This is a genomic window from Croceicoccus pelagius, from assembly GCF_001661915.1.
Classification (GTDB): domain Bacteria; phylum Pseudomonadota; class Alphaproteobacteria; order Sphingomonadales; family Sphingomonadaceae; genus Croceicoccus; species Croceicoccus pelagius.
In genome coordinates this window covers 100,789-112,831 of the sequence record NZ_LYWY01000032.1, presented here as the reverse complement: position 1 = coordinate 112,831, position 12,043 = coordinate 100,789, and the positions used below count along the sequence as shown (strand labels likewise).

Sequence of the window (12,043 nt, the reverse complement as noted above, 5' to 3'; positions counted from 1 at the left end):
CGCGCCAAGCTTGCAGGCGCATCGCGGCTGGCGCATAGGCTTGGTCCGTCATGACGCGCCGCCAAACCGTTCCTGCAAGCCGCCCGAAACCCAACGGTTTCTCGCTGGTCGAGCTCATGGTCGTGCTTTTCGTCATCGCGCTGATGGCAGGGGCCGCCGTTCTCGCCATGCCCAGCGGCGCAGGCGACTTGCGGCGCGAGGCGGAAAAGTTCGCCGCCCGCACCATTGCCGCGCGTAACGAGGCGATCTCGACGTCCGCATCGGTTTCTGCCGTCGTCGGCCCGGCAGGCTATTATTTCGAACGCCGCGTCGACGGGCGCTGGACCCCGCTCGACGGCAAGTCGCTGACCGCGACCGACTGGGACAAGGACACGCGGGCCGCCATCGCGGGGCAGGGCGACAACGCGCCGGCCAATCGCCGCGTGATCTTCGACCCGCTCGGCCTTGCGAGCGAGGACTTGCGCGTCACGCTGTCACATGACGGCAACGCGATGGTCGTAATCGTGCGCCGAAACGGCGAGGTCGCCGTTTCCGGAACATGAGCATGAAACGGCGCGCAAACGGCTTCACCCTGATCGAGCTGCTCGTCGCGCTGGCGATCTTCGCGATTGCGGGTCTGACCCTGATGCGGATGGAAGGCGCCTCGATCGCGCGGACGGCCGACCTTGAACAGCGGCTGCTACGCGAAGTCACCGCGCAGAACCTTGCCGCCGAATGGCTGACCGACCCGATGCCGCCCGCGCTGGGCAACAAGGACGGCGTGATCGAGAACGCGGGCCGCCAGTTCCAGTGGTCGCGCATGGTCGAGGCGCCGCCCGAGTTTCCCGGCACGATCCGTATCGTCCTGTCCTTGCGCGAAGTTACGCCGGGCCGGGAATCGAGCGCGGTGACCTACGAATTCCTGCGGGTCGCCCCGTCGTGAAGCGCAACGGCTTCACACTGGTCGAGATGCTCGTCGCGCTCGTCGTTTTCGCGGTGATCGCGGGCGGCGCGCTCGCCATGCTGCGCTTTTCGGTCGATGCCGAGATTTCGGGCCGCAACGCCACCGAGCGCATCGCCGATCAGCGCCGCTTCCTCGCGGTCTGGACCGCCGACCTCGCACAAGCCGCCGCCCGCCCCGCACGCGATGAAGGCGGCGCGATCGTGCCCGCGATTGAGCAAGGGCGCAGCGGCGCATTGCTCGATCTGACGCGCAGCGGCTGGGACAATCCGGCAGGTGAACCGCGCCCCTCGATCCAGCGGGTCAGCTGGCGCGTCGAGGGCGACCGGCTCGTCCGCGTCGGCCTGCCGTTCCCTGACGGCGCGCAGCCGCCTGAAGCCTCACCGATGGCCCGCGTATCGGGCGTGCCGCGCCTGAGGTTCCGCGCGCCGCAGGGCAACTGGCTCGACAGGTGGGAGCCGGAAAGCGCGACCGACCTGCCGACAGCGGTCGAACTGCTCCTGCCGCAACAGGACGGCACGACCTTGCGCGTCGTCGCGCTTGTGGGGGCGAATTACCAGTGAGGCGGGGACTGAACCGCTGGATGCGCGCGAAGGAGCGTGGGGCGGCGCTTTTGTCGGTCCTGCTGCTCGTCGCGGTCATGGCAGTGATTGCGGCGGTCATGCTCGAACGGCTGAACCTTGCCACCCGGCTTGCCGTCAATTCGCAGGCGATGGCGCAGGCGCGGCTCTATGCCTTCAGCGCGGAATCGATCGTCGCCTCGCGGCTTGGCCAGCTGGTCGCGATTGATCGCAGCCGCACGATCGATCCGGGCGGAATGCTCGACCGCGAAACGCCGCTGCCGTTGGCACGCGGCATGGTGACGGTGCGGGTGCGCGATGCGGGCAACTGTTTCAACGTGAACTCGCTGGTCTCGGGAGAGGGGGAGCGCACGCGTCTCAATCTCACCGCGCTCGAACAGTTTCGCCGATTGATGGACAGCCTCGAAGTCCCGCCCGATGCCGCCGTGGTCATATCCGATTCGGTCGCCGACTGGATCGACGCGGACCAGGACCCGCAAGTGAACGGGGCCGAAGACGCCTATTATCAGCAGCTTGCAGTCCCCTATCGTACCGCGGGCCGCCGCATCGTGGACTTGTCCGAATTGCGCGCGATGCGCGGAATGGAAGAGCCTATTTACCAGCGGCTACGCCCGTGGCTTTGCGCCTTGCCGGGGGGCGAGGGGGCGAAGATCAACCTCAATACCCTGCGCCCGGATCAGGCCCGCCTCGTCGCTGCGCTTACGCCCGGAACGCTTGGCGTGGAACAGGTTCGCGCGCTTCTCGACCAGCGGCCCGCCACTGGATGGGCCACGGTGAACCAGGCGGTCGGACCGCTCGCCAACGCGGGCGCGCCGTTCGGTCCGGTGCAGCTTCGCCAGCTTGCCGTGACCTCGCGCTGGTTCGAGGCGCGATTCGTCGTCCGCGTCGATTCGATAGTGCTCGAAGAACGCGCGATTATCGACGCGGGGCTCGAACCGTCGCGTGTCGTTGCGCGCAGCTGGGGCGAGGCAAATTAGGCGCGCGTAATTTTATTGCGTTTCACGTTCGATCATACGTTTTTTGCTTCCCTTCTCGAACCGCTTGTGCAACAGGCGCAGCCCGCCGCCGATAGCGCTTGACGCAGACGTGCAGCAGTGAAAACAGGCCTCTTCCGCTCGCCGTCCGGCGGGCGTTCGAAAGGCTCGTGGCGACCGTAGCTCAGTTGGTTAGAGCGCCGGTTTGTGGTACCGGAGGTCGGGGGTTCGAGACCCCTCGGTCGCCCCAGTCTTCACTGCCGGAACGGAGGTGAAATCCACATCATCCGTTCCCGTACGAAAAGGCGGCGAACTCTCGCATGTGGAATAACCCGGCGTTCGACGATCACGAAAAGATCACCCTTGTCCATGACCGCAAGAGCGGGCTTCGCGCCATAATCGCGACCCACTCGACCCACCTCGGCCCCTCGGCCGGTGGCACCCGGTTCTGGCACTATGCCAACAGCGAAGCAGCCCTGACCGACGCGCTGCGCCTGTCGCAGGGCATGAGTTACAAGAACGCGCTGGCCGGGCTTCCCATGGGCGGCGGCAAGGCCGTGATCCTCGCCGATGCCGATCGCACCAAGACCGACGACATGATGTTCGCTTTCGGCGATGCCATCGAACAGCTTGGCGGTCAGTACGTGACGGCAGAAGACGTCGGCATTACCGAGGCCGACATGGCGCTGGTCAACCGCCGCACCAATTTCGTGACAGGCCTTCCGGCCAAGGGTGATGAGCCGACCGTCGGTTCGGACCCCGGCCCGTTCACGTCGCACGGCATCTTCCTGGGCGTAAAGCAGGCCGTGAAGCACAAGCTGGGCAAGGACACCGTCGCGGGTGTCCACGTCGCGCTTCAGGGCGTTGGCAGCGTGGGTTCGGGTCTTGCCCGCCACCTCGCCGACGAAGGTGCAAAGCTGACGCTGGCGGACGTGAACGTCGACCGCGCGGCACAGCTCGCCGCAGAACTCGGCGGCACCAGCGTTGCCGCGGACGAGATCATGACCGTCCCTTGCGACGTGTTCAGCCCGAATGCGCTGGGCGCCATACTGACGCCGGAAAGCATCGCGGCGCTCGACTGCCCGATCGTTGCCGGCGGCGCGAACAACCAGCTTGCCACCGCCAACGAAGGCGACCTGCTGGCCAAGCGCGGCATCCTTTTTGCGCCCGACTACGTCATCAACGCAGGCGGCATCATCTCGGTCGCGGTCGAATACCTGTCGCGTGACGGGGCGGTGCCCGCGACGTTCGACGAAGTGAATGCTCGCATCGCGCAGATTCCGGGCCGCCTCGAACAGATCTGGCAGGAAAGCGACGCCACCGGCATTGCTTCCAACCGGGTCGCGGACGCGATGGCGCGCAAGGCGATCGGACGCTGATCTCGCGCATTTTGCGACGAAATCTCGTCCATTAGGACAAGTGCGGCGACTCTTGCTCTTGAAGCAAGCCGCCGCCGCTGCCAAAGCGGTCGGCGAAAGCCAATAACTATGCACGGTTTCGCCAATCCCGCCCGTTTCCTGCGCCTAGCACGCTGGATGACCCCGCTTCTGCTGGTGTCCGGGCTCGTGCTCGTCTCGGGCGCGCTTGCCTGGGGGCTTTTCTACGCACCGGCAGACCGGCTGATGGGCGAGACGGTGCGCATCCTCTATATCCACGTGCCCAGCGCATGGCTCGGCATGGGCGGCTGGACGACGATCGCGATCGCCTCGCTGGTCGAACTCGTCTGGCGGCACCCGCTGGCGACCATCGCGGCCCGCGCCGCCGCCGTTCCGGGGGCTGTCTTTACCTTTATCTGTCTAGCCACCGGCTCCATCTGGGGCCGCCCGACTTGGGGCACCTGGTGGGTCTGGGACGGACGGCTGACCTCGATGCTTGTCCTGCTGTTCCTCTATTTCGCCTACCTCGCGCTGGCCAATGCGGCGCAGAAGGACGGCATCGGCGCGGGGAGCCGCGTGACCGCGATTTTCGGCCTTGTCGGTGCGATCAACGTGCCGATCATCAATCGCTCGGTCATCTGGTGGAATTCGCTTCACCAACCGGCGAGCATCACGATGGGCAAGTCGGCGATCGATCCTGCCTTCCTGTGGCCACTGCTGATCTGCGCGCTGGGCTTCTCGCTGCTGTTTGGCGGTGTCGTGCTGGCCCGGATGCGCGCAATCCTTGCAAATTTCCAGGCAGAGGCACGCCTTCGCCGCCGAGCCATGGCGAGCGAGGCCATGGCATCGGTCGAAGGAGCCACGGTATGAACGAGGGTCTTGACCACTGGCCCTTCGTAATCGCGGCCTATGCAATCGGCATCGGCGGCATGCTGGCGATGGTAGTGTGGAGTTGGCTCTCCATGCGCCGCGCCGAAGCCCGCAGGGACGCAGCCAAGGGACGCAAATGAGCACAGCCTTGAAGCCAAAACACCAGCGCCTCGTGCTGGTCATCCTCGCGCTTGTCGTGCTGATCGGTGCCGCGCTGCTCGCGATCTGGGGCCTGCGCGGTCAGGCGAGCTATTTCTACGTGCCGAGCGATATCGCATCCGATCCGCCCGAACCGGGCCGCGCGGTGCGCCTTGGCGGCATGGTGCAGGAAGGCTCGATCCAGACGCTGGCCGACGGGGTGACCGTCAGTTTCGTCGTCGGCGACGGAGAGGCGACCGTGCCCGTGCGCTATACCGGCATCACGCCCGATCTTTTCGTCGAAGGCTCGGGCGTCGTTGCCGACGGCCGCCTTGCCGCCGACGGGACTTTCGTGGCCGACAGCCTTCTGGCCAAGCATGACGAGAACTATATGCCGCGCGAACTTGAAGACATGAGCGAGGCTCAGGCCAAGGCCGTCGTCGCGGAAACGACCGCGAAATGATCGCCGAGACCGGCCTCGCGCTCCTGTGGTTCGCCGCAGCGCTGGCGCTGCTCCAGCTGTTCGCCAGCGTCATGACGCTCGTCGGCGGGCAGAGCGAGGCGGAAATGGGCGGCGTCGTTCGCCCCGCCGCGATCATGCAGGGCCCGCTGGTCGCGCTCTCGTTCCTGATGTTGATGTGGCTATTCATCCGCACCGATCTTTCAGTACTGCTGGTGGCCAGCAACTCGCACAGCGCCAAGCCCTTCATCTTCAAGCTGGCGGGCACATGGGGCAATCATGAAGGCTCGATGCTGCTGTGGGTCACGGTCATGGCGCTGTCGGGCTCGTTCGTGGCGCTGGTCGAACGCCGGCTGCCCGAACGCACGATGATCGCGACGCTGGCGGCGCAGGCTTTCGTGTCCCTCGGCTTCTATGCTTTCCTGCTGTTCTCCTCCAACCCGTTCGAGCGTCTGCCGACCCCGGTGCCCGAAGGTAACGGCCTCAATCCGCTGCTGCAGGACATCGGTCTCGCGTTCCATCCGCCCACGCTCTATATCGGCTATGTCGGGCTTTCGGTCGCTTTCTCCTTCGCGGTCGGCGCGCTGCTGACCCGCGAGGTCGGCCCCGCCTTCGCCCGCGCGATGCGGCCCTGGGTGCTGGGCAGCTGGATATTCCTTACCATCGGCATCACCGCGGGTTCGTACTGGGCCTATTACGAACTGGGCTGGGGTGGCTGGTGGTTCTGGGACCCGGTCGAGAACGCCTCGCTCATGCCTTGGCTGGCCGCGACCGCGCTGCTGCATTCGGCCTCGGTGCTCGCCTCGCGCGATGCGCTGCGGACATGGACGATCATGCTGGGCGTGATCGCATTCTCGATGTCGATGGTCGGCACCTTCCTCGTGCGTTCGGGCATCCTCACCTCGGTCCACGCCTTCGCGGTCGATCCTGAACGCGGCAGCTTCATCCTTGCCCTGCTGGCGATCTATATCGGCGGGGCGCTGGCCCTATTCGGTGCGCGCGCCAGCACGGTGAACGAGGGCAAGCAGTTCAGCCTCGTCAGCCGGGAGGCGGGATTGGTCGTCAACAACGTCGCGCTCTCCGCGATTCTCGGCATCGTCCTGCTCGGCACGCTCTACCCGCTGCTGACCGAAGCGTTCGACACCAAGGTTTCTGTCGGCCCGCCCTACTTCAATCCGGTAGGTGCTTTCTTTGCGATCCCGATGATCGTGGTGATGGCGGTCGGCCCGCTGCTGCGCTGGCGGCGTGACAGCTTTGACCGCATTGCCAAGGCGCTGATCCTGCCTGCCGTATTGACAGCGGCCGTCATCGTCGGCGCGGTCGTGCTGGCACCGGGTATCCGGGTTCTGCCGCTGCTGGGTCTTGCGCTATCCATCGGGCTCGGCATCGCCAGCCTCCTGCCGCTGCTGGGCCGCAACCTGCTGCGCACGCCGCTGGCGACATGGGGCATGGTCGTGGGCCATTTCGGCCTTGCCGTCGCGCTGTTCGGCATGGCGAGCGAGAGCGCATTCTCGACGGAGAAACTGGTCGCGGCAGACATTGGCGATACCGTCGAGGTCGGTCCGTGGACGATCGAACTGGCGGGGATCGAACCGGTCGCAGGGCCGAACTGGACTGCGATCGAGGCGAACATGATCGCGCGTTATGAAGGCGGCGATCCGGTCAGCCTCCACCCGCAGTCGCGCAACTTCACGCAGCCGCCGATGACGACCAGCGAATCGGCGCTTTCCACGCGCTGGAACGGTCAGCTTTACGCCGTCGTCGGCGAAGAAGGCCTCGACGGGCGCTGGCAGCTTCGGCTGTGGTGGAAACCGTTCGTTCCGCTGATCTGGATCGGCGGGCTGATCGTCGCGCTCGGCGGCGCACTGGCGCTGATCGGACGCTTGCTGGGCGACATGCGCAAGGCGCACCAGGTTCGCCGCATTGCCGAAAGGCGTGAGGAACGCCCGATGGGCGGCGCGATGCCGGAGCCTGCCGAGTGAGCGCGCCCGACAAGAAGCCCGGCAAGCGTTGGGCGATCTGGCTGCCGCTGGTGTTGTTCGGCGGGTTCTTCGTGCTTGTGATGAACGGGTTGGTGCGCCCCGCCGACCGCGACATCGAAAGTGCGATGGTCGGCAAGACGCTGCCCGAATTCACACTGGCCGCAGGCTCACAGGAACGACCCGGCCTTGCCACCGACGACTTCCGCAAGGGCGATGTGCGCTTGCTCAACATCTTTGCCAGCTGGTGCGTCCCTTGTGCAGCAGAAGCGCCGCAGCTCGACCAGATTGCCCGTGCCGGCGTTCCGATCGACGGCGTTGCCATCCGCGACCGCGAGCAGGACATTGCCCGCTTTCTCGCGCGCTATGGCAATCCTTTCGCCACGATCGGAAAGGACGACATTAGCGAAGTCCAACTCGGCATCGGATCGTCCGGCGTGCCCGAGACTTTCGTGATCGATGGCACCGGCACGATCCGCTATCAGCATATCGGCCCGATCATGGAGCGTGACGTGCAGACGATCCTTGCCGAAGTTAAGAAAGCCGAGGCGCCGCTGTGAGCCGCATCCTCGCATGCCTCGCGCTTTTTGCCGCGATGCTCTCCGTGCCTGCGGCCGCGCAGGACCAGCTGCCGCCCGCGCCTTACGCCTACCGCCAGCTGGAAGACCCGGCGCAGGAGCAGAAGGCGCAGGACCTGATGGAAACGCTGCGCTGTCTCAAGTGCCAAAGCCAATCGATAGCCGATTCCGATGCCTCGATGGCGGGCGACATGCGCAACCAGGTGCGCCTGCGCATCAAGGCGGGGGAAGACCCCGAAGCGATCCGGGCATGGCTGGTCGAGCGTTATGGCGACTATGTCAGCTACAAACCTGAACTGACCGCGCTGACCTGGCCGCTTTTCGCAGCGCCACTGGTGCTGCTACTGCTGGCGCTCCTGCTGCTGCGCAAGCGGTTCACGCGGCGCTTGCCGGTAGGAGAGGAATGATGGGCTGGGCAATCGCCATCGGGCTTGCGGTCGTCACGTTCGTCGTTCTGCTTTTCGTCCTGAAACTGCCGCGCGGCGGACGCGAATTCGCCGCAGCCGCGCTGCTGATCGGCCTGTCGGGTTATGCGCTACAGGGCTCTCCGTCCGAAGCCGGTTCGCCGACTCCGCCGCGCGAGAGCGAGGAGATGGGGCAGGCCGCGCTGATCGAGGCGCGTCAGGCCATGGGCAACGAATTCGGCGAGGGGCGCAATCTTCTCATCACCGCCGATGCCCTTGCACGGCGCGGACAGTTCGCGACGGCGGCGGGCATCCTGAAAGGCGCGGTGCGCAAGACGCCGAATGATCCCGATCTCTGGCTGGCGCTGGGCAATGCGCTTGTCGGGCATTCGGGCGGGATTATCACGCCAGCCTCGCTCTATGCCTTCCAGCGCGCCGCCGACATCGCGCCAAATCACCCCGGCCCGCCGTTCTTCACCGGTCTCGCGCTGGCCCAGTCGGGCCAGTTCGAGGATGCCCGCGCGATTTGGCAGGAATTGATGGATCGCCCCGGCAACCCGGATGAAAGCTGGCGCGCCGATCTTGCCGCCCGCATCGAACGACTCGACACGATCATCGCCATGCAGTCGGGGCAGGGCGTGCCCGCCGCGACCGGCGAAATGCCGTCGGGACCGGTGCCGGTAGAGCAGGAAACGTCGGAATCCGTAGGGTCCGACGGTCCCGCTTCGTGACGGGTCGCGTCCTTTTCTTGCAGGTGCGAAAAAGCGCTGCTAATCGCCTGCCCCCGTTGGCCTGTCGGTTTCTATCCGTGGCCGCCACAAGGGACGACAACCGGGCATGAGCCACTCCGCATCCGGAGAAGACGGACGCCTCAGCGCCAAGACGAAGCTTGCCGTCGGCGCGATCGGCATCGTCTTCGGCGACATCGGCACCAGCCCGCTCTATGCGTTTCGCGAGACGTTCGTCGGCCCGCACCCGCTGACGCTGGACCGGCTGCACGTGCTGGGCGTCGTTAGCCTGATCTTCTGGTCGATGACGCTGGTCGTCGCGATCCAGTATGTCACTATTCTCATGCGCGCCGACAACAAGGGGCAGGGCGGTAGTCTTGCGCTCGTCGCGTTGATTTCGAGCCATATCGGGCGATCCCGATACGGCTGGATGGCCGTTCTGCTGGGCGTTTTCGCGACGTCGTTGTTCTACGGCGATTCCATGATCACGCCGGCCATTTCGGTCTTGTCCGCGGTGGAGGGCCTGACCGTGGTGGAGGCAGGTCTGAAACCGCTCGTCATACCGATCGCCATCGTGCTGCTCGTTCTGCTGTTCTTTCTGCAGAAGCGCGGAACGGCGAAAGTGGGCGCGATGTTCGGGCCTGTCATGATCGTCTATTTCACGACGATCGCGACGCTGGGCATCATCCAGATCGTCGTTCACCCCGAAATCCTCTACGCGCTCAACCCGTGGTACGCGGTGCAGTTCTTCCTCGTCGACAAGACGCTGGCGTTCCTTGCGCTGGGTTCAGTCGTCCTTGCCGTGACGGGTTCCGAAGCGCTCTATTCCGACATGGGCCATTTCGGGCGCGGCCCGATGCGGCTGTCGTGGTTCGCCTTCGTCATGCCGTGCTTGCTGCTCAACTATTTCGGGCAGGGCGCAATGGTCATCAGCCTGACCGGGGCAGAGGCCGCCGAAGCCATCCAGAACCCCTTCTTCATCATGGCGCCCGAAGTGCTGCGCCTGCCGCTCGTGATCCTGGCGACTTGCGCGACCTTCATTGCCAGCCAGGCCGTGATCTCGGGCGCGTTCTCGATCACCCATCAGGCGATGCAGCTGGGTTTCATTCCGCGCCTGTCGATCCGCCATACGAGTGAGAGCGAGGCGGGCCAGATCTACATTCCGGCGATCAACTGGGCCCTGCTGGTCGCGGTGCTGATCCTCGTGCTGACGTTCCAGAATTCGTCGAACCTTGCCAGCGCTTACGGCATCGCGGTGACGGGTGCGGTTACGATCGACACGCTGCTGATGGCGGTGCTGTTCGTGGGCGTGTGGAAGTGGCGCTGGTGGTATGCGGCGCCCGTGGTGGTGCTGTTCCTGATCGTGGACGGCGCCTACTTCGCGGCGAACATGACCAAGGTGGCCGACGGCGGCTGGTTCCCCCTGCTGGTGGGCGCAATCGTCTTCACCCTGCTGACGACCTGGGCCAAGGGCCGCAAGTTGATGCGCGAGCGCATGACCGAGGTTGCGCTTCCGATCGAGATCTTCGCCAAGAGCGCGGCCAATTCGGCCACGCGCGTGCCTGGCACGGCGATTTTCATGGCGTCGAGCACGGCGGGCGTTCCCTCCGCGTTGCTGCACAACATCAAGCACAACAAGGTCCTGCACGACCGCGTGGTGATCCTGACCGTGGACATTGCCGAGGAACCTTACGTCGATCAGGCCAAGCGGGTGAACATCACCGATCTTGGGGACGGGTTCTTCCGCATGGTACTGCGTTACGGATTCATGGAAGAGACCGATGTGCCGGCTGCATTGAAGCAGATCGACGATTGCGGTGGCATGTTCGACATGATGCAAACCAGCTTCTTCCTGTCGCGACAGACGCTGTTGCCCAGCGAAAAGCCCGCGATGATGCTGTGGCGCGAGAAGATCTTCAGCTGGATGCTGCGTAACGCGGCAACCGCAATGGAATTCTTCCGTCTGCCGACAAACCGCGTCGTCGAACTGGGCTCTCAGGTGAGGATCTGACCTGCCGGGAAGAGCGTCCTGATGGCTGAGCGCAGGCCAACGGTCTACGAAGTCGGCAAGGCCCACATGGTGGGCGGCATCGTCAGCGGCATCTTCATCGTCTGGGGCATCCCCATGCTGGCCGTTGCGGCGGGGCTTGAGGGGAGCGGCTGGCTCGACTGGATCGTCTTGCCGTTGCTTGTCGTGTGGGTGGTGATATTCGGCGTTCGCAGCCTGATGATCGTCTGCCCGAACTGCGGGAAATCGATCTTCCAGCGCGGCATCTGGAGCGTGTTCTGGCCAGCGAAAACCTGCACGCGATGCGGCATGGATCTCACCACCGCGAGAGTGAAGGACCGCGATGGTTAGGGCCCTTCTCGCGATAGCCGCCGCCTTGGCGCTGGCCGCCTGTTCCAGCGAGGCTAAGCGGCAGGAGGACGAATACACGGTCATGCGCCGCTCCAACGCGACGAGCGTGGAGCTTTGCGAAAAGGCGACCGCGATCGCCAAACTCTATGCCGAGGAAGGGAACGATCGGCAGTTCGAGCGGTGGGACCAGGTTGCCTATGTCCACTGCCTCGACGTGGAACTCGGCATCATGTGATCGCGCAGGCCGGGTCGCGGCGCGTATGGATCAGCCCAGCAGGAACCAGCCGATCAGGCCGCCAGCCTGCAAGACCGCGATGACCTGAAGCCAGGTAGAGAACGGTTCCTTGCGCGTCTTGTGGTGAAAGACCTTGCGGGCCAGCAGCGCGCCCGGCGATCCGCCGATCAGGGCAAGACCAAGCAGATGCCCTTCCGGCACGCGCCAGCCGCCGTTCATGGCGCGCGACTTGTCATGCCAGAACTGGCCGACGGTCCAGATGTTTACCGCCAGAAGATAGAGCGCGATCTTTGCGAACATGACGGTGCGTTTAGCCCCTAAATGGTGAATCAGACGTATGCCCGCCCGATTGCCGCGGGTGACAAAGGCGACAGGGTGTCACCCTGTGCAAATGCGCCGAAACCAAAGGGCCCGCGCGGCC

Annotated in this window: 16 protein-coding genes and 1 tRNA gene; 16 read left to right on the top strand and 1 reads right to left on the bottom strand. The window is 65.1% G+C overall.

The window, feature by feature from the left end; translation table 11 throughout:
- The first annotated feature begins 50 nt into the window (after positions 1 to 50).
- From A9D15_RS06130 to A9D15_RS06060, 16 genes are all read left to right on the top strand, one after another.
- Complete coding sequence (locus tag A9D15_RS06130; protein WP_066763084.1) at positions 51 to 542, top strand: GspH/FimT family pseudopilin; 492 nt, start codon at positions 51 to 53, stop codon at positions 540 to 542.
- A 2-nt stretch (positions 543 to 544) separates the two neighbouring features.
- Positions 545 to 922, top strand: a complete 378-nt coding sequence (gspI, locus tag A9D15_RS06125; RefSeq protein ID WP_066763082.1) for a type II secretion system minor pseudopilin GspI — start codon at positions 545 to 547, stop codon at positions 920 to 922.
- Entirely contained in the window at positions 919 to 1,503 is a 585-nt protein-coding gene (gene gspJ, locus A9D15_RS06120; protein ID WP_082924287.1) for a type II secretion system minor pseudopilin GspJ, read from the top strand. Before gspI ends, gspJ begins: the two co-directional genes overlap by 4 nt.
- Positions 1,500 to 2,498, top strand: a complete 999-nt coding sequence (gene gspK / locus A9D15_RS06115) for a type II secretion system minor pseudopilin GspK (RefSeq protein ID WP_156521672.1) — start codon at positions 1,500 to 1,502, stop codon at positions 2,496 to 2,498. The genes gspJ and gspK overlap by 4 nt, the downstream gene beginning before the upstream one ends.
- A gap of 170 nt (positions 2,499 to 2,668) precedes the next feature.
- Positions 2,669 to 2,745: transfer RNA gene (locus A9D15_RS06110), tRNA-His, on the top strand.
- Positions 2,746 to 2,815: 70 nt separating this feature from the next.
- Positions 2,816 to 3,874, top strand: coding sequence for a Glu/Leu/Phe/Val family dehydrogenase (locus A9D15_RS06105; RefSeq protein WP_066763078.1), 1,059 nt, complete (start codon positions 2,816 to 2,818; stop codon positions 3,872 to 3,874).
- A gap of 108 nt (positions 3,875 to 3,982) precedes the next feature.
- Positions 3,983 to 4,741, top strand: coding sequence for a heme ABC transporter permease CcmC (gene ccmC, locus A9D15_RS06100; protein WP_066763076.1), 759 nt, complete (start codon positions 3,983 to 3,985; stop codon positions 4,739 to 4,741).
- Positions 4,738 to 4,881: a heme exporter protein CcmD gene (gene ccmD / locus A9D15_RS16470; protein ID WP_156521671.1), complete on the top strand. Its 144-nt coding sequence runs from the start codon at positions 4,738 to 4,740 to the stop codon at positions 4,879 to 4,881. Before ccmC ends, ccmD begins: the two co-directional genes overlap by 4 nt.
- Entirely contained in the window at positions 4,878 to 5,342 is a 465-nt protein-coding gene (ccmE, locus tag A9D15_RS06095; RefSeq protein WP_066763074.1) for a cytochrome c maturation protein CcmE, read from the top strand. The genes ccmD and ccmE overlap by 4 nt, the downstream gene beginning before the upstream one ends.
- The gene (locus A9D15_RS06090) at positions 5,339 to 7,321 is read left to right on the top strand and encodes a heme lyase CcmF/NrfE family subunit (protein WP_066763073.1); all 1,983 of its coding nucleotides are present in this window, start codon (positions 5,339 to 5,341) and stop codon (positions 7,319 to 7,321) included. Before ccmE ends, A9D15_RS06090 begins: the two co-directional genes overlap by 4 nt.
- Complete coding sequence (locus A9D15_RS06085; protein WP_066763071.1) at positions 7,318 to 7,878, top strand: DsbE family thiol:disulfide interchange protein; 561 nt, start codon at positions 7,318 to 7,320, stop codon at positions 7,876 to 7,878. The genes A9D15_RS06090 and A9D15_RS06085 overlap by 4 nt, the downstream gene beginning before the upstream one ends.
- 35 nt (positions 7,879 to 7,913) lie before the next feature.
- Positions 7,914 to 8,303 (top strand): cytochrome c-type biogenesis protein, encoded by a 390-nt coding sequence (locus A9D15_RS06080; RefSeq protein WP_082924321.1) that lies wholly within the window; start codon positions 7,914 to 7,916, stop codon positions 8,301 to 8,303.
- Positions 8,300 to 9,031 (top strand): tetratricopeptide repeat protein, encoded by a 732-nt coding sequence (locus tag A9D15_RS06075; protein WP_229660304.1) that lies wholly within the window; start codon positions 8,300 to 8,302, stop codon positions 9,029 to 9,031. The genes A9D15_RS06080 and A9D15_RS06075 overlap by 4 nt, the downstream gene beginning before the upstream one ends.
- A gap of 106 nt (positions 9,032 to 9,137) precedes the next feature.
- Entirely contained in the window at positions 9,138 to 11,039 is a 1,902-nt protein-coding gene (locus A9D15_RS06070) for a potassium transporter Kup (RefSeq protein WP_066763066.1), read from the top strand.
- Between the two features lie 21 nt (positions 11,040 to 11,060).
- The gene (locus A9D15_RS06065) at positions 11,061 to 11,387 is read left to right on the top strand and encodes a hypothetical protein (protein WP_066763064.1); all 327 of its coding nucleotides are present in this window, start codon (positions 11,061 to 11,063) and stop codon (positions 11,385 to 11,387) included.
- A complete protein-coding gene (locus A9D15_RS06060) occupies positions 11,380 to 11,622 on the top strand; it encodes a hypothetical protein (RefSeq protein ID WP_066763063.1) in 243 nt (80 codons plus the stop codon). Before A9D15_RS06065 ends, A9D15_RS06060 begins: the two co-directional genes overlap by 8 nt.
- Before the next feature lie 30 nt (positions 11,623 to 11,652).
- Here the strand turns inward: A9D15_RS06060 and A9D15_RS06055 are convergent, their stop codons facing one another.
- Positions 11,653 to 11,922: a DUF1294 domain-containing protein gene (locus A9D15_RS06055; RefSeq protein ID WP_066763062.1), complete on the bottom strand. Its 270-nt coding sequence runs from the start codon at positions 11,920 to 11,922 to the stop codon at positions 11,653 to 11,655.
- Between the last annotated feature and the right edge of the window lie 121 nt (positions 11,923 to 12,043).

Coding starts and splice junctions, on each gene's coding strand:
- ccmC (WP_066763076.1), top strand. CDS start 3,983: ATGCACGGTTTCGCCAATCCCGCCCGTTTCCTGCGCCTAGCACGCTGG.
- A9D15_RS06060 (WP_066763063.1), top strand. CDS start 11,380: ATGGTTAGGGCCCTTCTCGCGATAGCCGCCGCCTTGGCGCTGGCCGCC.
- ccmD (WP_156521671.1), top strand. CDS start 4,738: ATGAACGAGGGTCTTGACCACTGGCCCTTCGTAATCGCGGCCTATGCA.
- A9D15_RS06055 (WP_066763062.1), bottom strand. CDS start 11,922: ATGTTCGCAAAGATCGCGCTCTATCTTCTGGCGGTAAACATCTGGACC.
- A9D15_RS06105 (WP_066763078.1), top strand. CDS start 2,816: ATGTGGAATAACCCGGCGTTCGACGATCACGAAAAGATCACCCTTGTC.
- A9D15_RS06065 (WP_066763064.1), top strand. CDS start 11,061: ATGGCTGAGCGCAGGCCAACGGTCTACGAAGTCGGCAAGGCCCACATG.
- A9D15_RS06080 (WP_082924321.1), top strand. CDS start 7,914: ATGCTCTCCGTGCCTGCGGCCGCGCAGGACCAGCTGCCGCCCGCGCCT.
- A9D15_RS06090 (WP_066763073.1), top strand. CDS start 5,339: ATGATCGCCGAGACCGGCCTCGCGCTCCTGTGGTTCGCCGCAGCGCTG.
- A9D15_RS06130 (WP_066763084.1), top strand. CDS start 51: ATGACGCGCCGCCAAACCGTTCCTGCAAGCCGCCCGAAACCCAACGGT.
- A9D15_RS06075 (WP_229660304.1), top strand. CDS start 8,300: ATGATGGGCTGGGCAATCGCCATCGGGCTTGCGGTCGTCACGTTCGTC.
- gspI (WP_066763082.1), top strand. CDS start 545: ATGAAACGGCGCGCAAACGGCTTCACCCTGATCGAGCTGCTCGTCGCG.
- A9D15_RS06070 (WP_066763066.1), top strand. CDS start 9,138: ATGAGCCACTCCGCATCCGGAGAAGACGGACGCCTCAGCGCCAAGACG.
- ccmE (WP_066763074.1), top strand. CDS start 4,878: ATGAGCACAGCCTTGAAGCCAAAACACCAGCGCCTCGTGCTGGTCATC.